This window comes from Iodobacter fluviatilis (assembly GCF_900451195.1).
In the GTDB taxonomy this organism is placed as follows: domain Bacteria; phylum Pseudomonadota; class Gammaproteobacteria; order Burkholderiales; family Chitinibacteraceae; genus Iodobacter; species Iodobacter fluviatilis.
On the sequence record NZ_UGHR01000003.1, the window covers coordinates 542,549 to 568,850 of the forward strand.

24 protein-coding genes and 1 pseudogene are annotated in these 26,302 nt (G+C 49.4%); 12 read left to right on the plus strand and 13 right to left on the minus strand.

Translation table 11 applies throughout. The features are described from left to right. Positions 1 to 205: 205 nt before the first annotated feature. Positions 206 to 1,945, minus strand: a complete 1,740-nt coding sequence (locus DYD62_RS17885) for an ABC transporter ATP-binding protein (protein WP_115228753.1) — start codon at positions 1,943 to 1,945, stop codon at positions 206 to 208. Positions 1,946 to 2,261: 316 nt separating this feature from the next. Between DYD62_RS17885 and DYD62_RS17890 the strand changes: the two genes are divergently transcribed. Next, positions 2,262 to 3,251 (plus strand): NAD(P)/FAD-dependent oxidoreductase, encoded by a 990-nt coding sequence (locus DYD62_RS17890; RefSeq protein ID WP_115228754.1) that lies wholly within the window; start codon positions 2,262 to 2,264, stop codon positions 3,249 to 3,251. Between the two features lie 447 nt (positions 3,252 to 3,698). Here DYD62_RS17890 and DYD62_RS17900 read toward each other — a convergent pair whose 3' ends face one another. From DYD62_RS17900 to rpmH, 7 genes are all read right to left on the minus strand, one after another. Beyond that, complete coding sequence (locus DYD62_RS17900; protein ID WP_115228756.1) at positions 3,699 to 4,196, minus strand: DUF6630 family protein; 498 nt, start codon at positions 4,194 to 4,196, stop codon at positions 3,699 to 3,701. Between the two features lie 442 nt (positions 4,197 to 4,638). Next, positions 4,639 to 5,973 (minus strand): tRNA uridine-5-carboxymethylaminomethyl(34) synthesis GTPase MnmE, encoded by a 1,335-nt coding sequence (gene mnmE / locus DYD62_RS17905; protein ID WP_115228934.1) that lies wholly within the window; start codon positions 5,971 to 5,973, stop codon positions 4,639 to 4,641. A 19-nt stretch (positions 5,974 to 5,992) separates the two neighbouring features. Beyond that, positions 5,993 to 6,391, minus strand: coding sequence for a DUF6841 family protein (locus DYD62_RS17910; RefSeq protein ID WP_115228757.1), 399 nt, complete (start codon positions 6,389 to 6,391; stop codon positions 5,993 to 5,995). Positions 6,392 to 6,457: 66 nt separating this feature from the next. Then, a complete protein-coding gene (gene yidC / locus DYD62_RS17915) occupies positions 6,458 to 8,128 on the minus strand; it encodes a membrane protein insertase YidC (RefSeq protein WP_115228758.1) in 1,671 nt (556 codons plus the stop codon). A 24-nt stretch (positions 8,129 to 8,152) separates the two neighbouring features. Beyond that, entirely contained in the window at positions 8,153 to 8,362 is a 210-nt protein-coding gene (gene yidD / locus DYD62_RS17920; protein WP_115228759.1) for a membrane protein insertion efficiency factor YidD, read from the minus strand. Beyond that, entirely contained in the window at positions 8,350 to 8,676 is a 327-nt protein-coding gene (rnpA, locus tag DYD62_RS17925) for a ribonuclease P protein component (RefSeq protein ID WP_115228935.1), read from the minus strand. Before rnpA ends, yidD begins: the two co-directional genes overlap by 13 nt. Before the next feature lie 64 nt (positions 8,677 to 8,740). Next, positions 8,741 to 8,875: a 50S ribosomal protein L34 gene (rpmH, locus tag DYD62_RS17930; protein ID WP_099399737.1), complete on the minus strand. Its 135-nt coding sequence runs from the start codon at positions 8,873 to 8,875 to the stop codon at positions 8,741 to 8,743. A gap of 235 nt (positions 8,876 to 9,110) precedes the next feature. Between rpmH and dnaA the strand changes: the two genes are divergently transcribed. From dnaA to DYD62_RS17965, 8 genes and pseudogenes are all read left to right on the plus strand, one after another. Next, positions 9,111 to 10,481, plus strand: coding sequence for a chromosomal replication initiator protein DnaA (gene dnaA / locus DYD62_RS17935; RefSeq protein ID WP_115228760.1), 1,371 nt, complete (start codon positions 9,111 to 9,113; stop codon positions 10,479 to 10,481). A gap of 224 nt (positions 10,482 to 10,705) precedes the next feature. Then, a complete protein-coding gene (dnaN, locus tag DYD62_RS17940; protein ID WP_115228761.1) occupies positions 10,706 to 11,812 on the plus strand; it encodes a DNA polymerase III subunit beta in 1,107 nt (368 codons plus the stop codon). Between the two features lie 217 nt (positions 11,813 to 12,029). Continuing rightward, on the plus strand, positions 12,030 to 14,441 hold the full coding sequence (gene gyrB, locus DYD62_RS17945; RefSeq protein ID WP_115228762.1) for a DNA topoisomerase (ATP-hydrolyzing) subunit B: 2,412 nt from the start codon (positions 12,030 to 12,032) through the stop codon (positions 14,439 to 14,441). A gap of 161 nt (positions 14,442 to 14,602) precedes the next feature. Continuing rightward, entirely contained in the window at positions 14,603 to 15,622 is a 1,020-nt protein-coding gene (locus tag DYD62_RS17950; RefSeq protein WP_115228763.1) for a virulence RhuM family protein, read from the plus strand. A 34-nt stretch (positions 15,623 to 15,656) separates the two neighbouring features. After that, positions 15,657 to 15,872: pseudogene (locus DYD62_RS17955) on the plus strand (hypothetical protein); the annotation flags it as partial. A 315-nt stretch (positions 15,873 to 16,187) separates the two neighbouring features. Beyond that, the gene (locus DYD62_RS17960; RefSeq protein WP_115228764.1) at positions 16,188 to 16,640 is read left to right on the plus strand and encodes a hypothetical protein; all 453 of its coding nucleotides are present in this window, start codon (positions 16,188 to 16,190) and stop codon (positions 16,638 to 16,640) included. A gap of 98 nt (positions 16,641 to 16,738) precedes the next feature. Then, positions 16,739 to 16,972 (plus strand): DUF8617 domain-containing protein, encoded by a 234-nt coding sequence (locus DYD62_RS24535; protein WP_505712074.1) that lies wholly within the window; start codon positions 16,739 to 16,741, stop codon positions 16,970 to 16,972. A 336-nt stretch (positions 16,973 to 17,308) separates the two neighbouring features. After that, positions 17,309 to 18,937, plus strand: coding sequence for an RNA-directed DNA polymerase (locus DYD62_RS17965; RefSeq protein WP_115228765.1), 1,629 nt, complete (start codon positions 17,309 to 17,311; stop codon positions 18,935 to 18,937). Positions 18,938 to 19,357: 420 nt separating this feature from the next. Here the strand turns inward: DYD62_RS17965 and DYD62_RS17970 are convergent, their stop codons facing one another. Together DYD62_RS17970 and DYD62_RS17975 are read right to left on the minus strand one after the other, a co-directional pair. Then, entirely contained in the window at positions 19,358 to 19,669 is a 312-nt protein-coding gene (locus DYD62_RS17970; RefSeq protein WP_115228766.1) for a cupin domain-containing protein, read from the minus strand. Between the two features lie 129 nt (positions 19,670 to 19,798). Next, the gene (locus DYD62_RS17975; protein WP_115228767.1) at positions 19,799 to 20,041 is read right to left on the minus strand and encodes a LysR substrate-binding domain-containing protein; all 243 of its coding nucleotides are present in this window, start codon (positions 20,039 to 20,041) and stop codon (positions 19,799 to 19,801) included. 150 nt (positions 20,042 to 20,191) lie between these two features. Between DYD62_RS17975 and DYD62_RS17980 the strand changes: the two genes are divergently transcribed. Further along, positions 20,192 to 20,710 carry a GNAT family N-acetyltransferase gene (locus DYD62_RS17980; RefSeq protein WP_115228768.1) on the plus strand — a complete coding sequence of 173 codons (519 nt, stop codon included), beginning with the start codon at positions 20,192 to 20,194 and terminating at the stop codon, positions 20,708 to 20,710. On the opposite strand, the gene DYD62_RS17985 is transcribed toward DYD62_RS17980, so the two are convergent. Next, the gene (locus DYD62_RS17985) at positions 20,703 to 21,038 is read right to left on the minus strand and encodes a hypothetical protein (RefSeq protein WP_115228769.1); all 336 of its coding nucleotides are present in this window, start codon (positions 21,036 to 21,038) and stop codon (positions 20,703 to 20,705) included. The genes DYD62_RS17980 and DYD62_RS17985 overlap by 8 nt on opposite strands. A gap of 38 nt (positions 21,039 to 21,076) precedes the next feature. Then, positions 21,077 to 21,658 (minus strand): phage tail protein, encoded by a 582-nt coding sequence (locus DYD62_RS17990; protein ID WP_115228770.1) that lies wholly within the window; start codon positions 21,656 to 21,658, stop codon positions 21,077 to 21,079. Between the two features lie 273 nt (positions 21,659 to 21,931). Here DYD62_RS17990 and DYD62_RS17995 point away from each other — a divergent pair, with 273 nt between their 5' ends. Then, positions 21,932 to 23,149 (plus strand): MFS transporter, encoded by a 1,218-nt coding sequence (locus tag DYD62_RS17995; protein WP_207916612.1) that lies wholly within the window; start codon positions 21,932 to 21,934, stop codon positions 23,147 to 23,149. Here the strand turns inward: DYD62_RS17995 and DYD62_RS18000 are convergent. Continuing rightward, the gene (locus DYD62_RS18000; protein ID WP_165928705.1) at positions 23,146 to 24,501 is read right to left on the minus strand and encodes a methyl-accepting chemotaxis protein; all 1,356 of its coding nucleotides are present in this window, start codon (positions 24,499 to 24,501) and stop codon (positions 23,146 to 23,148) included. The genes DYD62_RS17995 and DYD62_RS18000 overlap by 4 nt on opposite strands. A 335-nt stretch (positions 24,502 to 24,836) precedes the next feature. On the opposite strand from DYD62_RS18000, the gene trhO reads away from it, so the two are divergent. After that, positions 24,837 to 25,790 carry an oxygen-dependent tRNA uridine(34) hydroxylase TrhO gene (gene trhO, locus DYD62_RS18005; protein WP_115228772.1) on the plus strand — a complete coding sequence of 318 codons (954 nt, stop codon included), beginning with the start codon at positions 24,837 to 24,839 and terminating at the stop codon, positions 25,788 to 25,790. The last annotated feature ends 512 nt before the right edge of the window (positions 25,791 to 26,302 follow it).

Below are 26,302 nucleotides of genomic sequence, written 5' to 3' on the forward strand. Positions count from 1 at the left end.
TGTAGTTGAAAATTTAGTGTAAAGGCTTAAAAACCCAGTTGATTAACAAGACTCTTCAGTTAGCTTTGATAAAGAGTTAAACCTTGAACCACAGAGTAAAACGAGGGCTCAGAGGCCACAGAGGAAACTATCAAATCTACCGTTTCCTCTGTGAAACTCAGTGCTCTCTGTGTTTTCTGTGGTTTGAGATTTTGCGCTCTCAACTTCACTCTTCCAGGCTTGCTTCCAGCTGCTGGTAGCGCCATTGGCTGGCGTACCAGCCGTCTAGCTCGACCAGCTCCTGATGCGTGCCGCTTTCTACCACCTTGCCGTGTTTCAGCACCGCAATATGGTTGGCGTCGATCACGGCAGAGAGGCGGTGGCTGACAATAATCATGCTGCGCCCCTGTTTGGCTTCTCTGAGGTGATCCAGAATCTGCGTTTCGGTTTGTGTATCTACGGCCGACAGCGCGTCATCGAGCAATAGCAGTGGTGCGTCTGAAAGCAGGGCGCGGGCGATGGCCACACGCTGGCGTTGTCCGCCAGAGAGCGATACGCCTTTCTCACCCACTGGGGTTTCATAGCCCTGCGGCAAGCGCAGAATATCGTCGTGCACCGCAGCCAGCTTAGCGACATGCTCAATCTCTGCCTGCGTGGCGTTTGGCTTAATCAGGGCAATATTCTCAGCAACTGATGCCGAGAATAAAAACGATTCCTGAGGGACCCAGCTCATGGCCGAGCGCAGCTGCTGCAATTTATAGTCTTCAACATTCACGCCATTCCAGCGCACCGCGCCACTTTCCGGGTGGTATTGGCGCAGCAGCATACGCAGCAGCGTTGATTTACCCGCACCGGTCGGGCCAACCAGCGCCAGCGTTTGCCCTGCAGCAAGGCTGAGCGAAATGCCTGCCAGCGCAGCCGTGTTTTGCTCTGGGTAAGTAAACTCAATGGCGTCAAAATTGAGTAAGCCGCTGGGGGCTGCTTTAACCGTGCCGTGATCGTCTACGGTCAGTGGCTGGCTCAATAGTGGATCAAGCCGCTCCCATGCTGCTTTACCGCGCTCCAGCAAGGAAAGCACCCAGCCCGCTGCAAACATCGGCCAGATCAGCTGGCCAAGATACATGCTAAAGCTGGTTAGCTCACCAATGCTCAGCTGATTGTGCCAAACCAGATAACCACCTAAAGACAGTGTTAATACGCTGGCCGCAGTCAGTGTCATGCCGACTACTGGCTCAAATGCGGCCTCCCAGCGCTGTGCATCGAGGCTGGCTTTGGCCGCGTTTTCGGCAAGACCAGATAGCACTTTGCTATTTCTGCCTTCTAAGCCCAAGGCACGAAGCGTGCGTACGCCCGCCAGCGTTTCTTGCACATGATCGTTCAGTGCCGAAAAGCGTTGCAGCGAGTCGGTAGAAGCCTGGTGTACCTGACGCGACAGCCGCCAAAAGCCAAAGGCCATCAAAGGAAAGGGCAGCAGCGCGACGGCAGCAAGCCGCCAGTCTATGCCCAGCGTCATCATGGCCAGCACTAGGATCAGTGTCATCGAGCCATCAAAACCGGCCAGCATGGCTTCACCCGCGGCCATTTCTACGGCATCAATATCATTGGTGCCGCGTGCCATCAAATCACCAGTGCGCTGACGATGATAAAAAGCCGGGCCCTGGGCGGCCAGCTTTTGGTAAAGCTGCACCCTCAGCTCAATGCCTAGGCGATAGGCTGCGGTAAACAGCTGTAAACGCCAGCCTACACGCAGAAAGTATATCGTCAGGCCCATGGCAATCAGTCCTGCCAATTGCCAGAGCAGTAAATCAGGCGTCAGCGATTTATTAACTAAGCCATCAATCAGCTGGCCCACTTTGCGTGGAATCCATACCGTTAGCACGGCTACAGCAAACAGCATAAGCGCCGCCAAAATATAGGCACGCCAATGGCGGCGGACAAAGTCGCCCAATAATTTAAACAGCGTCATATGGAGTAATCTCGAAAGCTTGAGGTGATGCAGTAAGGAAGAGCGTTCTATTTTGATGCTTAGATATTACGCAAGAGTTTATCTAGGAATTGGTAAGCTGAAAAGCAAGCATTACCTGCTTCTTGTGTATTAAATGTACGGTGTGCTGAATAGAACGACGGTAATGCAGAGCAGGCCGTCCTCTATAAGCAGCAAGTAAGCCTCTTTGATGTTTATTTTTCGCCTGAGCTGAACGGTAAAATAAACGTCAGCAGAGCCTAGTAGTGGGCTGGTAAGATCCGGCAGCTGATTTATTTAATGATTGAAGAGAGAAAACATGTCTTCCCATTACGATGTACTTATTCTTGGCGCAGGCATGGCAGGTTTGAGCTGTGCACGGCGCTTGCAGGACGCAGGCAAGAAGGTTTTAGTTTTAGAAAAAGCGCCGGGTTTAGGCGGGCGTATGGCCTGCCGCAGCACGGCAAAAGGTGAGTGGGATCACGGCGCGCAATACTTTACCGCCAGCGATAGCGATTTTGCCGCACAAGTTGCAAAGTGGCAGCAGGCGGGCTGTGTGGACGAATGGGCAGGCAAAATTCAGGCATGGGATGGCCAGTATTTCAGCCAGCCAGGCGCACAACAACGCTGGGTAGGTGTGCCGGGCATGGACGCGCCATTGCACCAGTTGGTTGAAGGTATCGAAGTTTTATTTGAGATTGATATTGATGGCATCCGCAATCTTGATGGCAGCTGGCAAGTGCTGGCCGGCGAGGAAAGCTGGCAGGCGGGCAAATTAGTGCTGACTATGCCTGCCGATCAGCTGGCACCGCTGCTTCCGGCAGGCCATGCTTTGGCTGTTGTTGCTGCATCTTGCCCGATGGAGCCAAGCTGGGCGTTACTGATTCATTCGGCAAGACCCATTGATCTGCCTTTTGATGGCTTGTTTATTAACCAAGGCCCGTTTACTTGGCTGGCAAGAAACACCAGCAAACCTGGCCGTGGCAGCGAAGAAAACTGGGTGGCGCATGCCTCGCCAGAATGGTCGCGCGAGCATTTGGCCTTAACGCCAGATAAAGCCTGCGCTTTGTTAACCCGTGCTTTCGGCGATTTATTTCACGATATGCCGGTGGATAATTTACCCGTCTTCAAACTGCTGCAAATGAGCGCCTACCGCTGGCGCTATGCCAGCAGTACCGCAGCAGTAGCTGAACAGCCTTACGTCCTTAGCGATGATGGCCTGGCTTTAGCTGGGGATTGGCTGGCAGGCGGCAAAGTAGAAGGCGCTTACAGGTCTGGGTTTGCTTTGGCTGGGGCTTTGTTGGTTTAAGCGGCTGGAAAGCTTCAAACCTATCAACTTCAGCGACATGTTTTTCGTAGGGGAGCTGCAAGCCACGAGCAATAAAATACACGGTTTGCACCTCATAAGCGTTAAGCAAATTTACTTTTTTATCAGCAAGGAACAAAGAAATCTAATCATCACGCTCTCGGCACGGGGCTTAAATCACCCCTTGAAGCACGCCGAAGCGAGGAATAAGCGGCTCGGGGTTTCGGAAAAGGGGTAGCGGGCTTGCTCCCGAGCAGCCTTTTTCGCCGAGTCGATTATCCGCAGTGAGGGGCCTTCGTGCTGGCTGGGGCGGCCTTCTTTGGCTTCGTTTCTTGGCCGCGCAAGAAAGGAAGGTCCAGCGGGACGCCCGCACCAAAATTGACGTGCCGAAGGCACTGAAAAGGTCTTTCTGGTTTTAGTTAGCGCATATGGGGAGGTATCCCCTGCAGCTTAAAACGGCATATCGCCTGTTCTGAACTCCACGCCCAGTGCCTCAGAAAGACTCAGCATTTCTTCATCATCTGCGCTTTTCGCTATCCAGCCGCCGTAGCAATCGCTGTCGGTGGCCCAATTCCACAACGTGTAGCCGTGGGTGCGCAGTTGCTCAAATGCGGCTTCCATCAGGTCCGGTACGCTGGTGTTATCTAAAAATTCATCATCATCTGGGTCGTCCACGCCCCAGTCGATACTGACATCAACGCGCTCTGCCAGTGCTTCTACGCTGGCAATAAAGGATTCGGTGTCTTTCCAATCAACAAAAAAGCCGGATTCCCAGTCGATTACATCTTTGATGATCCAGATCAGCTCTACTTCATCATCAGAATCGTCATCACTCTGAGCGTCCAGCTCTTCTTCAAATGCCGCCCATTGCGCTTCTACAGCGGCACTATCATCCAGATTAATCAGTTCTAAAAGCCGTTTAACAGATGCTTCGTCAGTAGTGCTCACGGTGGACTCCTTTTAGTACGGTATGTTTGAAAGTAAATTGAAAGGAAATTCTACGCTGCTGCCTAGGAGGTGTCGTCAGTTAAATCATGTATTTATGCAATATAAAGCCGTGATATAGCCAATCAAAAGCATATTATCCCGATCATAATACGCTTGGATTGCACAGGCACCTACTTTAGCCAAGCTGTCAGCAAGATGCCACATTGCTAAGTTATAGGCAGGTAAGTGGATTTTTTGCATCTGTTTTGTGAGGGAGAAGATGGCCCATCAGCTGGGTGAGTGTGCTTCTTCTTGCCCGTAAAAAAACCGCATTTAAGCGTAATGCCGTTCACTAAAGCGCTTTTGCTTGCGTTCCCCCTTTTACTAAGGGGGAAGCTAAGGTCAAAACCCTTAAGAGAACGGTATTAGCATTTAAGCGGGTTTTTCTTACGGGCTTGCTCCATTACTTTCCGATACAAAAGCGACTGAAAATCACACCGAGTAAATCATCAGAAGTAAATTGCCCGGTGATTTCGCTGAGTGCGTTTTGAGCCAGGCGTAATTCTTCTGCAAATATTTCGATTTGCAGATAGGCCTCTTCTGCGGTCGCAAGATGGCTTTGGGCGCGGCGGATGGCGTTGAGGTGGCGCTCTCTGGCGATAAATACGCTGTCATCATGGCCGTGCCAGCCCACCAAAGTAAGCAGCTTGCTGCGCAGCTCGTCTAAACCGATGCCTGCTTTGGCAGAAACGTGGATTTCATTGTCAGCCACAATGCCTGGGACTTCTCCAGTCAGATCAATTTTATTAAAGACCCGCAGTACAGGCAGATTGGGTGGCAGTTTATCCAGGATGGCTTGGTCATCTGAGGTAATGCCGATGCGGCTGTCGATCAGCAGCAGGGCGAGTTCGGCCTTGGCAATGGCTGCCCAAGTGCGCTCAATACCAATTTTTTCTACAGTATCGGTGGTGTCTCTTAAACCTGCGGTGTCAATAATATGTGCGGGTACGCCGTCGAGCTGAATCAGCTCGCGCACTGTGTCGCGGGTGGTGCCAGCAATATCGGTGACGATGGCGATTTCTTCGCCTGCCAGCGCATTCATCAAGCTGCTTTTGCCTACATTGGGCTGGCCGATAAGCACCACATGCATGCCTTCACGCAGCAATTTGCCCTGAGTCGCCGTGCCAAGCACGCGTTGCAGCTGGCTTTGTAGCTCCAGCAATTTGCCGTGGGCATTGGCGGCTTCCAGAAAATCAATGTCTTCTTCTGGGAAATCGAGCGTGGCTTCGACCAGCATACGCAGGGTAATCAGCTCGTCGACCAGCACATGAATCTCGCGCGAGAATGCGCCATCGAGCGATTTAAGTGCTGATTTGGCGGCTGCAGCCGATTGAGCGTCGATCAGGTCGGCGACGGCTTCGGCCTGTGCCAAATCCATTTTGCCATTGAAAAAAGCGCGTTTGCTGAACTCGCCCGCCTCGGCAAAGCGTGCGCCCAGCTCTAGGCAGCGAGCCAGCAGCATTTGCATCACCACAGGCCCGCCATGGCCTTGCAGCTCCAGCACTTCTTCGCCGGTAAAGGAATTGGGGCCGGGGAAATACAGCGCAATGCCTTCATCCAGCACCGTACCATCTGCGGCTTTAAAGCGGGCAAAGTGGGCGTAGCGGGGCTTTAAGGGTTTGCCGATCAGTTTTTCTATGATATCGCCCAAATGACGGCCAGAAATACGAATAACGCCCACGCCACCCCGACCTGGGGCAGTGGCAATGGCGGCGATGATGTCGGGGGTGTAAAGCATGGCGTACTCGGTATGGGGATTAAGTGAAACTTTCTTCATAAGCGGTGCAAAGCAGGATAAGCCAGCCTTGCGATGTTTTAATCAGATTATACGTGGTATGGAACAGCCACGGCGCTTGCTGCTTGCGCTCAATTTGCCAGGCTATATCTGCGATTGCATGTTGGGTGCCTTGCAAAAACAGATGATTGATTTTGAAGTTTGCTTGTAAGAAACCTTGCTTTGCATACCACTGGCAAAGCTCATGCATATTCTTTGCCGTGGTATCCGGGTTGGCAAAATGCGTGTATTGCCCGTGCTGAGCAATGCCTGAAGGCGCGGCAAACAGCCTAGCAACACCCTGGCTATCCTGCTGATTGTAAGCAAGGCAGTAGGCATTAAAAAACTGCTCAATGTCGGCATGAATCTGCTGTATAGGCATCACAGAACTCGGCGGCTTTGAAATAAAAACGCCGCCCGAAGGCGGCGTTATTGGGCGAATGGCTGATTAAGCTTTAGCTAGCTTAACAGGCTGATCGTCATCTGCTTTTTCAATCTGGCGGGTGATATACCATTGCTGAGCAATAGAAATCACGTTATTCACTACCCAGTACACAACCAAGCCTGCCGGGAAGAAGAAGAAGAACACACTGAACATCAGCGGCATAATCTTCATCATCTTAGCTTGCATCGGATCCGGTGGTGGTGGCGACAGCGATGTTTGGATATACATCGAGATGGTCATCAGCACTGGCAGTACGTAGTAAGGATCTTTTACCGATAAGTCAGTAATCCAGAAAATCCATGGTGCCTGACGTAATTCAACCGATGCCAGCAGTGCCCAGTAGAGTGCAATAAACACCGGAATTTGTACCAGCATAGGCAGACAACCACCCAGCGGGTTTACTTTCTCGGTTTTATACATTTCCATCACGGCTTGCTGGAACTTCATCTTGTCATCGCCATGCTTCGCTTTCAGTTGCTCCATGCGCGGTGCAAGCTTGCGCATTTTAGCCATTGAGCGGTAGCTTGCGGCTGCCAGCGGGAAGAACATCGCTTTGATCAGCATGGTCAAGAGAATAATCGACCAACCCCAGTTGCCAACCATCTTGTGGATAAAATCCAGAACTGCAAAGATGGGCTTAGAGAAAATGGTGAAAATGCCATAGTCTTTAATCAGATCAAAACCTTCGGATACGGTATTCAGTACACGGGTTTCTTCCGGGCCAACAAACAGAGGAACGCTGGTTTCATACTTTGCATTGGCAGCAATCGTTGGTAAATCAACAATTACACCGGCAGAGTACAGGCCATCTGGTAGTTTTTTCAGCTCATAGCGAACGCCATTTGCGCCGCCCACTGCTGGCAAGCCAGTAGGGGAAACGATCCAGGCACTGGCAAAGTAGTGCTGCAGCATGGCAACCCAACCGTCTTTGGCTGCTTGCTCGTAGGTAGCTTCACCCTTGTCCAGCTTACTGAATTCAACCTTCTGGAATTTCTTCTTGTCGGTGTAAACAGCCGGACCGGTAAAGGTCGTTGCGCCCATATGGCCGCCGCTGCCTTCAGGTGTTTTGCCATCGCGCAGCAAACGGTAGTAAGCCGAGGTGGTTAATGGTTTAGCGGAGCCGTTAACCAGCTCGTACTTCACATTAATCAGATAGCTGTCGCGCTTAAACGTGTAAATCTTGGCGATTTTTACACCGTCCGGGCCGGTGGCTTCCAGGCGAACAGAAACTTCCTTCTGGCCATCAGCCAGTTGGTAAGCGGTTTGTGTGCTGGTAAAAATGCTTTTATGCGTAGGCAGGCCTTCACCGATCAGGCCGGTTTGTGCCACATAGATATGTTCACCTTCGTCCTGCAGCAGGGCAAATGGCTTCTTCGCATTATCGACCATGCCATGTTTAAGCAATTCTACGCGGCGTAAATCAGCGCCGTTTGTGTCGATTTCTGCATTAAAGAGGTCGGTTTTAACCGTGATGCGCTGGCCGCGTTGCAGTCTGCCTGCATCTTGCGGGGCTTGGCCGGGCGTGGTTTGGGCTTGTGGCGTGGCACCATTCGTTGCGCTTGCAGTGGTTGCAGGCGTTTTTATTTGTGGGTAACGCTCTTCCATCCACTTCTGCCAGAAGAACAGAATGCCGAATGACAACGCGATAAAGAGGATGAGTCTTTTGGTATCCATCTTGGCTCGAAAGGGTATGCAGATTTATGGTACCGGATCATAGCCACAGCCACCCCAAGGGTGGCAACGGCACAGCCGGCGAGTAGTCAGCCAGCTCCCTTTCACTACGCCGTAGCGTGTGACGGCTTCAATACCGTATTGGGAGCAGCTTGGCGTAAAGCGACAACGCGCTCCAAGGAGCGGGCTTATTGTAAACCGGTAAAGTTGCAGTAGCGCGACGATTATTTTCGACATTTGTGAATCTTGCCGAGCAGTGAAATAAGTGCTTCACGGGCTGCAGCGCCTTCTTTTTTTCCAAATGGTCGACGTGCACGTACCACCAGATCGATGCCGGATACTTTATTTGCGTTCAGGCGAAATGTTTCTCGCACTGTGCGTTTGATGTAGTTGCGGCCTACGGCCCGTTTGTCTGTTTTTTTACCAACAACTAATCCAAGTCTGGCGTGATCCAGCCCATTGGGCCTGCCAAGTACTTGAAAAAAATCATTGGAAGAAGAACAGCGCAAACTAAAAACGGATGAAAATTCATCCGCTTTTAGCAGGCGCATATTGCGCGCAAAACCAGCTTGGGTGTGTCCCAACAAAGTTTAGCTTCAAGGTTTTTGCCCGCAATTAAGCGGTCAAAACCTTGCGGCCCTTTGCGCGGCGAGCATTAACAACTGCTACGCCACCACGGGTTTTCATACGTGCACGAAAACCGTGAGTGCGTTTGCGTTTGATAACTGAAGGTTGGAATGTACGTTTCATAATATTGGATCCCTGCCAAACAAAACCGAAGTAAACCGTTGATTACATAGCTACTGAGCTGTCTTGTCAATACCTTTTATTGATCCGCTGCATAATAGGGCTGTGGATAAGTATGGGATGAAGCGGTACAATCGCCCCTCGTTCTCCTTGAATAACATCACCGCTTTCGTCGTGGGCCTCTTTTTTAACGAGGTATATTTGCGTGTTTGCGAATCACGACGGACAGGATACCCCTATGTCTGTGCTGGAAAATTGCTGGCCCCACTGCCTTACTGAGTTGGAGCGTCGTTTGGGCGCGGACCAGTTTCGTATCTGGATTAAACCCCTTACGGTTGAAATGACCGATGAAGGCTTAAACCTGATCGTACCTAATCAGATTTTCTTACAATTTATCCGTGATCGTTATCTTGGGATGATTGAAGAAGCTGCTGCAAGCTTTGCAAGTGGCGATGCGCCAGTGATTGCCCTGCGTGTTGGCTCTATGCAAAGGCCTGCTGCCGCGCCTCAGGCCAGCAATGCCGGTGCTGCCGAAGGCAAGCCTGCACCTGCCAAAGCCGTGATCAGTGTGTCTGCGGCCAATCACGAAACAACACGCTTAAACCCAAATTTTACCTTTGAAACGCTGGTTACCGGTAAGGCCAATCAGCTGGCACGCGCCGCAGCGATTCAAGTGGCTGAAAACCCTGGTGTAAGCTACAACCCGCTGTTTGTGTATGGCGGTGTGGGCCTAGGGAAAACTCACTTGATTCAATCAATTGGTAATTATGTGCATCAGCGTAATCCGGGTGCCAAGATCCGCTATATTCACGCCGAAAAATACGTGCAGGATGTGGTACGCGCTTACCAGCACAAGGCGTTTGACGAGTTTAAACGCTACTACCATTCGCTGGATTTACTGCTGATCGATGATATTCAGTTTTTTGTGGGCAAGGATAAAACGCAGGAAGAATTCTTCTATGCTTTTAACGCCTTAGTTGAAGCGCACAAGCAAATTATTATCACGTCGGACCGCTATCCAAAAGAAATCGACGGCCTGCAAGAGCGCCTGACCTCGCGCTTTTCATGGGGGCTGACTGTGGCGATTGAGCCGCCAGAGCTTGAAATGCGTGTGGCGATTCTGATGAAAAAAGCCGAGCGTGAAAACTTTAAGCTTGATGCCAATGTGGCGTTTTTTGTGGCCAAACATATCCGCTCCAATGTGCGGGAGTTGGAAGGCGCATTGAAACGGGTATTGGCTTATTCACGCTTTACCAATCAGCCGATTACACTGGATGCCGCAAAAGAAGCGCTGAAAGATATATTGGCGTCTGGCAGCCGTCAGGTATCGGTAGAAAATATTCAGAAAACCGTCGCAGATTTTTATAAAATCAAGATTGCAGATATGCATTCTAAAAAGCGCACCCGTGATATTGCACGGCCAAGGCAGATTGCCATGGCGCTGACAAAAGAGCTGACACAAATGTCCTTGCCTGCAATTGGTGAAGCGTTTGGCGGGCGGGACCACACTACAGTCTTGCATGCCTGCCGCACCATCGAAGAAATGCGCGGCAGCGATAGCGAAATCGCCCATCAATACGGTGTATTGTTGCAGATGCTGCGCAGTTAATCTTTTTGTGGGTAAATCAGTCGCTTAAACCCGCTGCGGGTTTGCCCATTTGCCAGCCGTGTGGCATTAAAATGCACTATGCATTTCGTATAAAACACCGGCTGGTTTTGTAAGTTTGAAGGTCGCTTAGCTTATTTAACATGGCGAAGCGCCATTCATTCCCTACACATGCTGTAAATCGGTTAGAATCCTGCGGTTAAACCCATTTTTCGGAACGAGGCGCCATGCAACTCTTGCAAGCCGAACGCGATGCGCTCCTGAAGCCGCTGGCCACGGTCACCGGTATTGTTGAGCGCAGGCATACCCTGCCCATTCTCTCGAACGTGTTGATCAAGAAGGATGGCGACGCCCTGTCCTTTACCGGCACCGATCTTGAAATTCAGATCAGTAGCCGCCAGGCTGAAGGCTTTTCTGGCGACGATTTCGCCATTACAGTCGCGGCTAAAAAGCTGTCTGATATCTTGCGTGCTATTGCGGATAAAACCGTTGTGAGCATGGAAGAGGCCGACGGCCGTCTGACGATTAAAGCAGGTAAAAGCCGCTTTAATCTGCAAACGCTGCCCGCAGCTGATTTCCCGCAGCTAGCGGTAGATACCAATCTGCGCGCCACAGTACGCATGCCACAAGGCCAGTTAAAAGCCTTGCTGGGCCGTACGCAATTTACGATGGCACACCAAGATATTCGTTATTACTTAAACGGTTTGTTCTTGGTTACTGAAGGCAATTTGCTCAAACTGGTTGCCACTGATGGCCACCGTCTGGCTTTTGCATCGGCAGAAATTCTGGGCGATTTTGCTAAGAATGAAGTGATTTTGCCGCGTAAAACCATCTTAGAATTGTACAAATTGCTGGCTGATTCGGATGACGAAGTCACCATCGATATCGCCAGCAATCAGGTGCGTTTTGCCTTTGGCAATATTGTGATTCACAGCAAAGTGGTCGACGGTAAATTCCCCGATTACAACCGCGTGATTCCGCAAAATAATGATAAAGGCCTGCTGATTGAGCGCCAGATGTTGCTGGCCTCTATGCAACGTGCTGCGATTTTATCAAACGAAAAATTCCGTGGCGTACGCTTAGTGCTGACTGACGGCCTGCTTAAAATCATGTGTAATAACAATGAGCAGGAAGAAGCGCAGGAAGAAGTAGAAGTAGATTACAACGGCGCGCCGTTGGATATCGGCTTCAACATCCAGTATTTGCTGGACGTATTGACCAATACATCGGTTGAAACGCTGCACTTCTCGTTTGGCGATGTGACTTCCTCTGTACTGGTTACTATTCCAGATAACGAGCATTTCAAATATATCGTCATGCCAATGCGTATCTAGCCTTGTAAGTTTACGGCTAAGGTCGGGGTTGCCCCGGCCTTTTGCATTTGTAAGATGTTAGATTTATTTTTATTGCGAAGAATAATTCGCACGGTTTTTATGATTTTGATTGGCTTTGAGTCAAGCTTTTGGGCTTGAACATGCTGCGCACATCTTTATAAAAATTTAGCCTGGCCAAAAATGGGCCAGGCTCGTATGTTGATTTAAGGAATTAGCAATGTCTGAGCAACAAGAATATGGCGCCGATAGCATTAGAATTCTGAAAGGTCTTGAAGCCGTTCGGAAACGTCCGGGCATGTATATCGGTGATACACAGGACGGCAGCGGCCTGCACCATATGGTGTTCGAAGTGCTGGATAACGCCATTGACGAGGCGCTGGCCGGGCATTGCGACACGATTAAAGTGATTATCCACGCCGATAACTCCATCAGCGTAGAAGACAACGGCCGTGGTATCCCAACGGACATCAAAGAAGACGACGAATTTAAGCGCTCTGCCGCCGAAATCGTTATGACCGAGCTGCACGCCGGCGGTAAGTTTGACCAGAACAGCTACAAAGTTTCTGGCGGCTTGCACGGTGTGGGTGTGTCGGTGGTGAATGCCTTATCCGACTGGCTGAAGCTCACCATTCGCCGTAACGGCAAAGCGCACAGCATGGAGTTTCGCCAGGGCGAAGCGGTTTCGCCGCTTAAAGTCATTGGCGACACCGAGCGTCGTGGTACCGAAGTGCACTTTATGGCTTCGATCGAGACTTTTGGCCTAGTTGAATACCACTTTGAGATTCTGGCAAAGCGGATTCGTGAGCTTTCTTTCCTGAATAACGGCGTAAAAATTCAACTGCTGGATCGCAGCCATGGCAAGGAAGAAAACTTTGCCTATGTGGGCGGCGTAAGCGGCTTTGTTGAATACATGAACCGCAATAAATCGGTACTGCACCCGCACATCTTTCATGCCTATGGCGAGAAAGACGGCATGATGGTGGAAGTAGCGATGCAATGGAACGATTCTTACCAAGAATCGGTGCAATGCTTTACCAATAATATCCCGCAAAGGGATGGCGGCAGCCACATGACTGCGCTGCGCCAGGTAATGACCCGTACCCTCAATCAATATATTGAGCAAAACGAGCACGCCAAAAAAGCCAAGGTAGAAACCTCTGGCGACGATATGCGCGAAGGCCTGACCTGTGTGCTTTCGGTAAAAATGCCTGATCCAAAATTTAGCAGCCAGACCAAAGACAAACTGGTTTCCAGCGAAATTGGCCCGGTAGTCAGCGAAGTGATCAGCCAAGCGCTGGCAGACTTTCTGTTAGAAAACCCCAACGACGCCAAAATCATTTGCGGCAAGATTGTAGATGCAGCCCGTGCCCGTGATGCAGCCCGCCGTGCGCGTGAGCTAACCCGCCGTAAAGGCGTGCTGGATGGCCTTGGCCTGCCAGGTAAGCTGGCCGACTGCCAGGAAAAAGACCCCGCCAAATCTGAAATTTATCTGGTTGAGGGTGATTCTGCGGGTGGATCGGCCAAGCAAGGCCGTGATCGCAAATTCCAAGCGATTTTGCCTTTGAAAGGTAAAATCCTGAACGTGGAACGTGCACGTTTCGACAAAATGATCTCCAGCCAAGAAGTCGGCACGCTGATTACCGCACTCGGTTGCGGGATTGGTAAAGACGATTTCAATATCGAAAAACTGCGCTACCACCGCATTATTATCATGACCGATGCGGACGTGGACGGCTCGCACATCCGTACCTTGCTGCTTACCTTCTTCTATCGCCAACTGCCAGAATTGGTAGAGCGCGGCTATATCTATATCGCCCAGCCGCCACTATTCAAAATCAAGCACGGCAAGAGCGAGACTTACCTTAAAGACGAAGCCGAGCTGAAGCAATACCTGCTACGCCAGGCATTAAATGGTGCATCCCTCTTGCCGGGCGAAGACGCACCAGCCATTGCGGGCGAAGCTCTGGAAAAAATGGCACGCCAATACTTTGCCTCAGAAGCGGTGATTGATCGCCACAGCCGCTTTATTGATGCCGCCGTACTGCAAGCCATGATTGGCATGCCTGCGCTGGCATTAAGCAATGAAGCCGAAGCACAGCAAAGTGTGGATCTGCTGACCGCTGCCTTGGAAAAGGTAGCCACGCCAAACAGCCCGCGCTACACCTTCAGCTTTACCCGCTCAGAAGAAAGCTTTGTGATCACCGTATCGCGCCGCCAGCACGGCGTATCCACCCTGCAATACCTGGACGAAGCCTTCCTGCTATCCGGCGATTACGCGCAAATGCGCAAAACCGCCGACATGCTGAATGGCCTCTTGGGTGACGGCGCTCAAGTAAAACGCGGTGAGCAAGTACAAGCCGCGAGCAACTTTAAAGACGCCATCGAATGGCTACTGGGCCTGATCCGCCGCAACATCGCCATCCAGCGCTATAAAGGTCTGGGCGAAATGAACCCGGAACAGCTCTGGGAAACCACCATGGACGTCACCGTCCGCCGCCTGCTGAAAGTAAACGTAGAAGACGCACTGGGTGCGGATGCGGTATTCACTACCCTGATGGGTGATCAGGTAGAGCCACGACGCCAATTTATCGAACAGAACGCGCTGATTGCGCGGAATGTGGATATTTGATTTTTTGTAGAATCCCATTAATTTCTAGATTTTTGGGGAAAAAGTTTGAGAGTAAAAAAGCCCCGTAAGGGGCTTTTTTGTTATGTTTTTCGGATCAGCTACGCGCCTAGATCGATACGATTGTTGCGAAGATTGAGGCAGCTAAAAGAGAGTACACAAGCATGAGCAAAGAGCTGCAGTTCTTGATATACCGCACCCCGCAAGAGGATATTAATATCAATGTGGTGATGCGTGATGAAACCATCTGGCTGACGCAAAAAGCAATGGCCGCACTTTTTGACGTGCAAACGCCCGCAATTAGCAAGCACCTAAAAAATATATTTGCAGAAGCTGAGCTGGATGAAGAAGTGGTTATTTCCAAAATGGAAACAACCACTGAACACGGCGCTATCCAAGGGAAAACCCAAACCAACACGACAAAATTCTACAATCTTGATGCCGTTATCTCGGTTGGTTATCGCGTGAATTCTGCTAAAGCGACTCAGTTTAGAATTTGGGCGACCAAGACACTCAAGGAATTCATCCAAAAAGGTTTTGTGATGGATGATGAGCGCCTAAAGCAAGGTGGGCAGGTTTTTGGCAAAGATTATTTTCGTGAACTTCTTGAGCGCGTTCGTTCAATCCGTGCCAGTGAGCGACGGATTTGGCAGCAAATCACTGATATTTTTGCCGAATGCAGTGTTGATTACGCGGCGAGTGCACAGATCACTAAAGACTTTTATGCGGTGGTGCAAAATAAATTTCATTTTGCAATTGCAGGGCAAACCGCTGCGGAGATTATTTATACCAAGGCTGATAGAAATGCAGACCATATGGGGCTGACCACATGGAAAAACGCCCCCAATGGTCGCATCCTTAAATCAGATGTAACCACGGCTAAAAACTACCTGACTGAAAAAGAGATTAAACGCTTGGAGCGGGCCGTAACGGGCTACTTTGACTACATCGAAGACCTAATCGAGCGCGAAAACACGTTTACGATGGAAGACTTTGTGAGCAGTGTGAATGAATTTTTAGTGTTCAGAAAATACGATATCCTGAGCGACAAAGGTAAAATTTCTAAACAGCAGGCCGATGACAAGGCGGCAGATGAATACGATGCATTTAATAAAAGCCAAAAAATTGTTTCTGATTTTGACAGAGCAATAAAAGCCATAGAGAAAAAAGGCGGCAAAGCGTAACGAGGTTTATGGTGAAATAGCTTGAAGGTGAGAAATTGCCATCCAGCGCTATAAAGGCCTGGGCGAAATGAACCCGGAACAGCTCTAGGAAACCACCATGGACGTCACCGTCCGCCGCCTGCTGAAAGTAAACGTAGAAGACGCACTGGGTGCGGATGCGGTATTCACCACCCTGATGGGCGATCAGGTAGAGCCACGACGCCGATTTATCGAACAGAACGCGCTGATTGCGCGGAATGTGGATATTTGATTTGTCGTGTAGCTAGACGCATAAGCTGAGTTATTGATACCCATAAGTTGAGAAACTTATGGGTTTTTTTAATTGATAACCCTGGTTGATCGGCGATTGCTAATGGACCGATGCACTCTCCGGAAGCAGCAGATAAGCAAGGACAAAAGGCGCTAGATACCTCCGGTTGTGCTTCTGTGTTCACGTTGTGTATCTTACTTTTGCGTGAGTATCCCGCAGAGTAGACAATTTGCCCTTTATAGACCGGACTGGGCCAACAGCGGACCTCTTACACTAACAGATAAAGACTCAATGAAATTGAGCAAAGACTAAAACATGAACTTAGAAAAAGCCCTAGAAGAAATAGGCGAAAGCAAAACAAAATCAATTTTCTTTTTGCTTGAAATTGCTAAAATTGCAGCTAAATTACTACCCGCAGGGTCTCAAATTATTGCCAACGAGGCAATTTTGTTCGCATCAAATGCGTTTGTAAGAGGGAGTTTTGGCTCCAAAGAACTATATGATTTTGCCAATCAAACAAATATACGCTCATTGGCTTTTGAGGAAGAATATCTTCAATCAAGTAGCGAAAAGGCTGCAATAGCAATTGTTGTAATGGCATATTATTTTCTAATATGGATAACTTCCGAGAGTGAAGGCCAAAGTGTGCCTGAAGATGTGGAGCTAATTCAGGATTTTGGTTTTATTGGGGTTGTAAAATATGCACGAAGCAATGGTGTTGTTGATAACAAATCACTAATGTCCCTAATAATTTCAATGCAAGAATAGCGCAACAAATAGACTGCTTTTGGTCGAAATATGGCGTTATTTTCCAGCGAAATAAGTAGGTAATGTAAATGCCAAAATTTAATTAAAAATGTGGTACGATTTTAAAATTATCTAATGATGGAGGCGGTTTTCAATATCAATTAATTCAAGAAAAAACCATTGATACAACCATAAAAAACCTAAGTAAAAAATCAAATTTTGACGATGAAGATTTTTGTGATTTGATAGTGAGTGAAGGAATGTCGACATACATTTGTCCATCTTGTAGCCGTATATATATTGAAAACGGGGGAAGGAATAAATTTACTTGTTACAACATTGAAATTGATTAAATTGTAGCATGTCAGCGTTGGGTCACATTCTGCCAGTGGTTGTACTCAGTGACGCACTTCGAGCATGATGAGGCCGGTAATCGTTATACTCATGCAAACAATAGCCTGCTTAGGAATTAAAAATTTTTACTTTAGGAGTTTTATTAAGTTACTGCAGGAACTCAATTACTGCTTTTGGAGGGCATCTGCCCATTCAAGTGACTGCGCTTTATTTGATGTCGAATTCCCGTTAATGGTCGAGCTGGAGTCAGTTGGCCTCTGATCTGCATTTGAGTTCAGCATGGTAGGCGCAGTGGATAACCGTATGTGAATCTGCTTCAACTCTAGGAAAAAACAATGGCCTTGCCGAAGAAGTTTAAGCTGAAAGAGCCAGATGATTTAATTGGTGGAATGGAAATCGAATGGTTCCATTCGACTAAGGAAAAGCTGTGCCATGATGACGTTCTCAAGGGATTGCTTGATCACGGGTTGTTCGCCGAGAAAATTCCGCCTTGCTTCAATAGTGTGGGACTAGCAGAATTCGCTTCCGAAAGATTGGGCAGTTTGCTGGACGAGGCTGACGACTCGAAATTAAAAGCTGAATTGGACAAACGCGCACACGACTACTTGCGCTACGAGGCCTTGAGAGATAGCAACATCCCCCGCCATATTGGCGTGCCACATCCAGAATCCTATGTCGTTCAAGCACTTGCCATTGCCAAGCACTGGCACGCTATCGCCAAGCATTGTAATCAACCTAACCCTGTATCTAGTCGTATTTATGTCCGGCACATCGGTGGTGGTCGCATCTTCGAGATGAACTACAAAGGGAGCGAACGGTTCCACTTGGAGGAGGATGAGCAGAAATGGCTGTCAGGTGCGCAGTTTGTTGTGGAGGCAGACGTTGCCACTTGCTTTCCGAGCATCTACACACACTCGATTCCTTGGGCCTTACACGACAAACCAACTGCCAAAAAGAGCAGCAGCCTGAACGGCCTAGCTGGCAACCTACTGGATAAGTGCACGCAGAATACCCGCGATCGCCAGACGAACGGTTTGTTGATCGGCCCGCATGCCTCGAACATTATTTCCGAAATTATCCTGACTAAGGTCGATGCAGACTTGCAAAAGAAAGGGCATAGCAAGTTCAAGCGGCATGTGGATGACTACCGCTGTTTCGTTGCAAGCTTTGAAGACGCAGAGCGCTTCATAAAGGATCTGGGCTTGGCACTACGTGCATACGAAATGTCCTTGAACGATAAAAAGACCAAGATCGTGCCTTTACCCTGCCCTAGCGAGGCGAACTGGGTGCTGACCTTGAATCGTCATCCCCTGCCGAAGGATCAAGAACTCAAGTTCACTGAAATTCGTGCATTCCTTGACCGCGCATTGACTTGTGCGCAGGCTATAGGGAAATCGACACCACTGAATTACGCAATCAAAGTTCTGGCGAAGTCGCAAAGTAAACACCACTTGGACGATGGCTGCGAATCATCGCCACGTCAATTGAGCTTGCGCGCCAAGCGAATGTACACGCAAGAAGCGATGAATCTCGCGCTTGCTTTTCAATACTTAGTCCCGATGCTAGATGAGTATGTTTTTACTCCATATTGGCACGTGGGTCTCAAGGATAGGATTGCCGATTTTGCGACAGTATTGATCTCGCTTGGGCTCAAGAAGCTTTACCCAGATGTAATTGCACATGCCCTCTTTCTTGCACTCAAGTACGACTTCGTACTTGATTTTAAAGATGAGCAGCTCATTGAAATCGTGCCGCTGGATGATTGCATCGCGAATGTGCTGCTGCTTGAATATGCCAAACAACGCCGCCGAAATAAAGTGAAGTCCGCCGTCGATACGCGTGCGAAAGAGCTCAAAACGGCCGATCAGCGTGATAAGGATAAGCAATGGCTTCTGATCTCAGGTATGGTCAAAGAAGGATCTTCAGGGGAATGGGCAAGGCTTCTTAGCGGAATTGAAAGGTAAGGGGTTCCAGTTCTTCTCGTTGCTTAAATACGAGGAAAAAAAGTTGGAAGCGGTACCAGTAGACTCGGTGTTTAACACCATTGAGGGAGTTTGAAACAAGTAAGTTGGGTTGGGTTTACTAAGCCCAACAGCACTTCTAAGTGCCTTCGGCACCTTGATTTTGGTGCGGGAATCCCCCGCAGGGGACTTACTTTCTTGCTTCGCCAGAAATCATAGTACGCAAAGAAGGCCGCCCCACGAAGCACGAAGGCCCCTCATCTGCGGACAATCGAGCGGCGGCTGCGGAACTCGCTCGCAAGCTCGCTCAAACAGTCCTCGCCGAAACCCCGCCCGCTTGTTCCTCGTGTCGCGGTTTCAAGGGGATTCTTAAGCCCCAGTGCTTGCAGCGGCCTATCTCTTTGCTTGTGACTTGCCGTCTGGCTACACACCACCCCCAATATGCACCGCCAACCAAATCGCGCCATCGCTCACTTCCAGCACTGTGTGTGGGGTCAGTGCTGGGATAAACAGGTAGTCGCCGCTTTGCAGTGCTGTGGTTTTACCCGCCACATCCAGCCTGGCTTCGCCTTGGAGTAGCAGTACCCATTCATCTTGGGGCTGGATGTATTCGGTGTGGGCGATGCGGGGGGAGCTGATGATGCGCTCTATCAGTAGGCCGGGCTGGGTGTGCAGCGGCTCAAAACGCTCACCCGTGGCTGGCGGGCTACTTTGGTGAAAGATATTTTGGGGCATGGTGGTCTCTGCGATTATTGGAGGAAGGCTGTGTTGATTATATTTTCAAGATTGCGCTGGATTCATTGCCTGCAGGCAAAAATAGATTCAGGTCTTGGGTTTTTCACTCACCTCACGAATAGCATGCTTTTACCCAATCCCCTCATTCGCCTCAATCGAATTAACAATGTAATCACGCAGCCATTGGTGGGCCGGGTCGCGGTGGGTGCGTTCGTGCCAGAGCATGGCCATTTCGAAGCTGGGCAGATCAAGTGGTGGCTCCAGCACTTGCAGTGTTTTACTGCCATTGACTAAACGTGCAGGCAGCATGGCTACGAGGTCGGTGTTTTCTAATACTGATTTTAAAAACAGAAAGTGCGGCACGATACTCATGCTTTCAAATTCCTTTCTATATCTTTTCTTTGGTTTATAAATAAGTAATGCATTTGCCTCGTGGGGGCTGGCTTTTATGGCTGCTGCGTTGCGCTTTGCAGGGGGATGGGGGTTTTAGATTCAGTTTGTTTTCATTAAAAGAGGGCTGCTATGTTTAATGCTTTGCCTGATGGTTTGTCTTTGCGGCCTGCGCGCGATAGTGATTCGGCTTTTATTGCCAGCCTATATCGCAGTGCCCGCCCGGATTTGCAGTGCATTGATGGCGATGCTGATTTGATTAATTCGGTGGTCGAGCAGCAGTATCAGGTTTTGCAGATGGGCACGGGGGATCATTTCCCGGGGGCGATGCATTTTATTGTAGAAAAAACGCGCTCAGCGGTGGGTGTGGTGATGACTGATTTTGGCCACAACGAGGTGCGGATTATTTTTCTGGCCTTGCTGCCCGAGGTGCGCGGGCTTGGCTATGGGCGGGGTGTGCTGCTGGGATTACAGCAGGCATCTGTTCAAGTTAAAACGCCGCTTGCGGTGGTGGTCTGGCATAACAACCCTCAGGCAAGGCTGCTATATCAGCAGCTGGGTTTTGTATTGGAAGAGCCGGGGGTGATGGCAGATAAGCTGGTATGGTATCCGCAGCATTCCCCGGCTAGAGCAGGTGGTGTAATCAGTTAAACAGCAGTTGAAAATAGGCTAGGGTGGGGTCTCGTCCAAGCGGGGCCACCCGCCCTATCCATACAGAATGCAGCTGCTTATCAGCCTCAGTCTCTTCGGCAGGCAGCGCCAAGGTGCCAGTGGCATCAATCATATTGATGGCGCCAGCTGAGCTGAGCTCAACCATAAATGGCAGGCGTTCAGAGTTTAAGTAGCTGGGTAACTTTGTTTCGGGGCGCATGGTGACGGCATCAATTTGCATTGCAACTGGCGCCAGATGCTCCGTTTTAAAGTAACAAACTTTACCCAGTAGGGGTAGAAAATCCTCTGCACAAACATTTCCCAGCATGGTGCTCTCCATCATGTGGCTGCGTATTTAAGGCCGGATTATTGCCTTATCGGGAACAGCCCGCTAATGGCAATACAGAAATTCAGGGCAAGATAAGGATTCACCACATTAATGGCCTGGCCGCCCCCTGTGGGCGATGTGCTGCCGCTGGCGCTTAGCCCCCCTACATTTACCGGGGTGTTCAATGTGGTTGACCAAATGGTGGCCAGCCCGGTACCTGTGCCAGAGGCACCAATAAAAGAGTTAGTGGCAGAGGGCACGCTCAGCGGGCTGGTGGCGGTGCCTGCTGCTTGTAAATTAACACTCAGGCTTTGCATGGCATGGCTATGGGAGGGCAGATTATTTACAAGCAGGTTAATCATCTGGTGGCCACCCGTATTGCCAATATTATAAGCAGGCAAAGGAATGGCAGGCTGTGCCGGGCCAATACCAATAGGCATACGGCCAGCAAGATTAGGCAGCATAAAGTTTTGCGGCGGGGTGCCCCCATAATAGTTGCCAATTACGGCATATAGCGCATTGTTTTGTGATATTTGTATGGTTTGCCCCATGCATTGGGCCCAGTCTACAGGGGGGTAATCACAGCCAAATGCCAGAATAGTGCCAAGATATGCTTCCATTTCTTACTCCTTCAAGTTTTAGCAAGCTTTGTAAGCTTTAAAAAATATTAAAGTAAACTTTGGTTAAGTTGTATTGTTAAATCTATTTCATGAAGCTGTTAAATTCAAAATAATTTTGCTAGTCTGCAGTTCTTACTTTCTGCCGGTTTCGCTTACTTGCCCTGGGCAAATAAAGGGGCCATTCCAACTGTATCCCCTTACTTTTATTAAATTGCGCCTGTTTATCCTTAAGGCATATCTGTAGAGTTTCAGGCTTCTCTATGGGGATGCCTGATGCTGCTCACAAAGCTGAATACATTTAAAAATAAGCTGTCTGATTTGCCGCAAATGGCTTGGGGCCTAGCGGGGGCTTTGTTTGTTAATCGCCTTGGTGTGATGGTGAAGCTGTTTATGGCTTTGTATCTGCGCGAGGTGCTGGGGTTTTCGATTGATACCATCGGCTGGTTGCTGGCGTGCAGCGGGGCGGGTTTATTGCTGGGGTCTTACGCCATTGGCGTGCTGAGCGATCATATGCCCACAGGCAAGCTGGCTGTGCGGCTGATGTTCGCCAGTGGCATGCTCTTGCTTAGCCTTACATTACTTGAGTCGCCTTGGCTGTTGGCGCTGTTGTTGTTTTTATCGGGTGTGTGCGATGGGGGCGCGCGGCCTCTTAACCAGCGCCTGATTATGGAAAACTGCAGCTTGGCAGAGCGGCCTCGGGCGCAGGCTTTGAATCGGGTGGCGGTTAATCTGGCGGTGGCTATTGCGGGTGTGTTGGGCGGCGTATTGGCGCACTGGGATTACCGCTGGGTGTTTGTGGTGAGTGCCAGCATGTCTTTTGCGGCGGCTTTTTGGCTACGCTGGGCTTTGCGGCGCTGGAGTGCCCTGCCGCTGGCGGGTAGTGCGCCAGCTGGGCCAGAGCAGGGGCTGGTTTCGCCCTATTCGGATTGGCCCTTTATGGTTTTTTTGTTGGTGGGGGTGATGCTGGGGCTGGCTTACGAAACGGTTAACAGCATGCTGGGCAACTATCTGCTGGATTTTTATCAGCTGGGGGCCGGGGCATTAGGCTGGCAATTTACGATCAATGGCTTGCTGGTGGTCGCTTTTCAGATTCCACTCACCCGCGCCACAGAACATTGGGGCGAGCGCGGCCAGCTTGCGCTTGGCGCTGTTTTGTTGGCGATTGGGCTGGGCATGCTGCCTTTTGGGGTGGAATGGGGCATGGCTTATGTTTGTCTTTCTACCGCGATTTGGACCATCGGTGAGATCTTGTTTATGCCCACCATGAGTGTGCTGGTGATGCAGCGTGCCGAGGGGCGTAAAAGCGGCCATTATTTTGGGCTTTACGGGGTGTGCTGGAGTATCAGTATGCTGATTTCACCGGTATTTGGCAGCCAGATATACAGCCATTTTGGCGGGCATAGTGTTTGGTTTGCCTGCGCTGCGCTGGCCATTTTGGCGGTGCCGCTGATGGATAGGGCTGCCGTTAAAATGGCACCCTGTGCCGCTTAAGATTTCATTTGGAAAAAACCAATTACGTCTTCCAGCTTTTGCGCGTGCATGGATAATTCATCTGATGTATTGGATAAATCTTCTGCGGCAATGGCGGTGTCTTGGGTGACATTATTTAATTTGGTAGCAGATTGATTTATTTGCTCAATGCCAATAAATTGCTCGCGCGATGCGGCGGCAATTTCCTGCACTAAATCGGCCGTTTTTTTAATTGAAGGTACAATTTCGTTCAGTAATTCACCAGCGCGCTCGGCCTGCTCTACGCTATTGGCGGCCAGAATACTGATTTCCTGCGCGGCGGTTTGGCTGCGTTCGGCCAGTTTTCGCACTTCTGCGGCGACTACTGCAAAGCCTTTTCCTTGCTCGCCAGCACGGGCCGCTTCAATGGCTGCGTTCAGGGCTAATAGATTAGTCTGATAGGCAATATCATCAATTATGCTGATTTTTTTGGCAATTTCGCGCATGGCCAATACTGTTTTTTTAACGGCTTCGCCGCCTTCAATCGCATTTTGGGATGAATGAGCAGAGATATCTTCGGTGATTCGCGTATTTTCATTGTTTTGCGCCACGGTGGCGGTTAGCTGCTCTAAATAGGCGCTGGTTTCTTCAATACTGGTGGCTTGCTCCATGGCGTTGTAGGTTAGGTTTTTGGCGGATGTGTTAATTAAATGTGATGTTTTTGCCAGTAAATGTGATGCTTCGGATATTTCGGCCAATACCTCATGCAATTTTTCTATCATGCTGTGCAGTGCATAAAGCAGGCTGTTTTTATGATTTGCAGAAAATTCTCCGCGTAAATTCCCCGCCACAACTTCCATGATCAGACGTCTTGCCTCGCCGGGGCCACAGCCAATTCTATGGATAATGCCCATATAGGTTTGGGAAATAAACAAGGCGCATATAACGCACAATATCAGGGTGAAAATTGAAATAATATAAAATAGTTTATGCTGCTGCTGATATTTTTGTTGAATGATTTCAGTATGTTTTTTTGCCAATGATTCAGATAATTGATTAATTAATTGTGTTTTCTGTGAAGGCTGGTGGGCGGCTGTTATGATCTGTTTCAGTAAAGATTGCTCTTTGGCGTTAAATCCGGCGGCAATAAGTAATGCCTTTTCGCTAAAAGCATCGTCCTCGTTTTTTATTTCATTAAAAATAATCTGGCTGTCTGTTTGTGCCGAAATATCATGGCCTGCATATAATTGATTTACAATCCACAGGGCGGCGTGCTCTTGCTGTTGTGCTGAATAAAGCTGATCTGAGTTTGTTTTATTATAAAAAATAATGATATATAGCGCAGCAATAAAGGCCAGAAACAATAAGGCCCTGCTTATAAAGATTCTTTTCATGGTGGGTATTGCCATTTTGTAACCCCAATTGTCTTCAAGGCTGATTTGCTGCGCCAATGCTGGCCTGGTTTATTTCACTCATTTATTGCCTGCATATTAAGGTGATCAATGCCCTTTATTCCGGGAGCCGCTGCCCCATTAAAACTAGCCCTTACCTGGTGCTTAAAGCAAGGCAGGATTGATATTTTGTGTTTTGGCCATATATAGAAAACAAGCCGGCAGACTGGCGGGCTGTTATTCATTTTTGCTTCAGGTAAACTGCGGCCTCGCTGGTTTTTGCCTGCATTTATCCGGTCCATCCTTTACGTGGATGACCACCTGGAGATATATAAAAAATGACACAAAATAACGCTCAGGCCATTGTTGTAGCGGCCCTGTATAAATTTGTAACGCTGGCCGATTTTGAAGCGCTCAAAGAGCCGCTTTTGCAATCCATGCTGGATAACGACGTAAAAGGCACTCTGCTGCTGGCTTTTGAAGGCATTAATGGCACGGTAGCGGGCTCCCGCGCCGGGATTGATGGTTTATTGGCATGGCTAAAAAGCGATGTGCGCTTTATCGATCTGGATCACAAAGAATCGTATTGTGATGAGCAGCCGTTTTACCGCAGCAAGGTTAAATTAAAGAAAGAAATCGTGACGCTGGGCGTGCCGGGTGTGGATCCTAATCAGGCGGTGGGCACCTATGTAGAGCCAGAAGACTGGAATGCGCTGATCAGTGATCCTGAAGTGCTGCTGATTGATACGCGTAATGATTACGAAGTGGCAATCGGCACGTTTGAGGGCGCAATTGATCCTAAAACGGCGAGCTTCCGTGAATTTCCGGATTATATTAAGCAACATTTTGATCCTGCCAAACACAAGAAAGTTGCCATGTTTTGCACCGGCGGCATTCGCTGCGAAAAAGCCTCCAGCTATATGCTCGGGGAGGGCTTTGAAGAAGTCTTCCACCTTAAAGGCGGCATTCTTAAATACCTAGAAACGGTAAAACAGGAAGAGAGTAAATGGGAGGGCGATTGTTTTGTATTTGATAATCGTGTGACCGTTCGCCACGATTTAAGCGAAGGCGATTTTGATCTCTGCCACGCTTGCCGTCAGCCGGTGTCGGTAGAGGAGCGCCAATCACCGCATTATGTGGCCGGAATCAGTTGCCCACACTGCTGGAATTCACTGAGCGAAAAAACCAGAAACGGCGCGCGTGAGCGGCAAAAACAGATTGAGCTGGCAAAAAAACGCAATCAGCCCAATCCGCTGGGCCGAAATATGCGGGATGTGCAGGCTAAGGATTAAGTTTTGTGGTGGGCACGCTTTTGTGCCCACGCAGGCATCAGTTAAGCCAATGTATTGCATCTTTTATATGGCGGGTGAAACCCGCCGGATTTTGGCATGAAATGCGACGAAAAGCGGCGGGTTGCACCCCATAGGCGCGCTAACCAAAGTCAAAAAGATCAGTGCCTTCGGCACGTTGATTTAGGTGCGGGCGTCCCGCTGGACCTTCCTTTCTTGCGCGGCCAAGAAACGAAGCCAAGCCACAAACTCAAAGCACGAAATCCCCTGCTGCGGTCCAATCAAGTCGGCGGCGGGCGGGATTGGCTCGCTGCCTCGCTCCCAAGCGATCCCCCGCCCCGCTTGTTCGGAGCTTGCGTGTTTCAAGGGGATTTTTAAGCCCCATGCAAAGAGCGTGGTTATTATGCTTTTTCGCTGTTTGCTAATGAAAAAATAATTTGATTCGCGCGTATGGGGTTGCACCCGCCCTACGATAATTTGATTTTTGTAAACAGATAGCTAGCTTGATGCTTGGG

Excerpts from the sequence above, each read along its gene's own strand:
- mnmE (WP_115228934.1), bottom strand. The coding sequence starts at position 5,973 with ATGCTTTACACCCCCGACATCATCGCCGCCATTGCCACTGCCCCAGGT.
- yidD (WP_115228759.1), bottom strand. The coding sequence starts at position 8,362 with ATGTCGAAAATAATCGTCGCGCTACTGCAACTTTACCGGTTTACAATA.
- gyrB (WP_115228762.1), top strand. The coding sequence starts at position 12,030 with ATGTCTGAGCAACAAGAATATGGCGCCGATAGCATTAGAATTCTGAAA.
- DYD62_RS17990 (WP_115228770.1), bottom strand. The coding sequence starts at position 21,658 with ATGGAAGCATATCTTGGCACTATTCTGGCATTTGGCTGTGATTACCCC.
- dnaA (WP_115228760.1), top strand. The coding sequence starts at position 9,111 with ATGTCTGTGCTGGAAAATTGCTGGCCCCACTGCCTTACTGAGTTGGAG.
- rnpA (WP_115228935.1), bottom strand. The coding sequence starts at position 8,676 with ATGCGCCTGCTAAAAGCGGATGAATTTTCATCCGTTTTTAGTTTGCGC.
- DYD62_RS17965 (WP_115228765.1), top strand. The coding sequence starts at position 17,309 with ATGGCCTTGCCGAAGAAGTTTAAGCTGAAAGAGCCAGATGATTTAATT.
- rpmH (WP_099399737.1), bottom strand. The coding sequence starts at position 8,875 with ATGAAACGTACATTCCAACCTTCAGTTATCAAACGCAAACGCACTCAC.
- dnaN (WP_115228761.1), top strand. The coding sequence starts at position 10,706 with ATGCAACTCTTGCAAGCCGAACGCGATGCGCTCCTGAAGCCGCTGGCC.
- DYD62_RS17910 (WP_115228757.1), bottom strand. The coding sequence starts at position 6,391 with ATGCCTATACAGCAGATTCATGCCGACATTGAGCAGTTTTTTAATGCC.
- DYD62_RS17890 (WP_115228754.1), top strand. The coding sequence starts at position 2,262 with ATGTCTTCCCATTACGATGTACTTATTCTTGGCGCAGGCATGGCAGGT.
- DYD62_RS17985 (WP_115228769.1), bottom strand. The coding sequence starts at position 21,038 with ATGCTGGGAAATGTTTGTGCAGAGGATTTTCTACCCCTACTGGGTAAA.
- trhO (WP_115228772.1), top strand. The coding sequence starts at position 24,837 with ATGACACAAAATAACGCTCAGGCCATTGTTGTAGCGGCCCTGTATAAA.
- DYD62_RS17975 (WP_115228767.1), bottom strand. The coding sequence starts at position 20,041 with ATGAGTATCGTGCCGCACTTTCTGTTTTTAAAATCAGTATTAGAAAAC.
- DYD62_RS18000 (WP_165928705.1), bottom strand. The coding sequence starts at position 24,501 with ATGAAAAGAATCTTTATAAGCAGGGCCTTATTGTTTCTGGCCTTTATT.
- DYD62_RS17960 (WP_115228764.1), top strand. The coding sequence starts at position 16,188 with ATGAACTTAGAAAAAGCCCTAGAAGAAATAGGCGAAAGCAAAACAAAA.
- DYD62_RS17885 (WP_115228753.1), bottom strand. The coding sequence starts at position 1,945 with ATGACGCTGTTTAAATTATTGGGCGACTTTGTCCGCCGCCATTGGCGT.
- yidC (WP_115228758.1), bottom strand. The coding sequence starts at position 8,128 with ATGGATACCAAAAGACTCATCCTCTTTATCGCGTTGTCATTCGGCATT.
- DYD62_RS17995 (WP_207916612.1), top strand. The coding sequence starts at position 21,932 with ATGCTGCTCACAAAGCTGAATACATTTAAAAATAAGCTGTCTGATTTG.
- DYD62_RS17950 (WP_115228763.1), top strand. The coding sequence starts at position 14,603 with ATGAGCAAAGAGCTGCAGTTCTTGATATACCGCACCCCGCAAGAGGAT.
- DYD62_RS17980 (WP_115228768.1), top strand. The coding sequence starts at position 20,192 with ATGTTTAATGCTTTGCCTGATGGTTTGTCTTTGCGGCCTGCGCGCGAT.
- DYD62_RS17970 (WP_115228766.1), bottom strand. The coding sequence starts at position 19,669 with ATGCCCCAAAATATCTTTCACCAAAGTAGCCCGCCAGCCACGGGTGAG.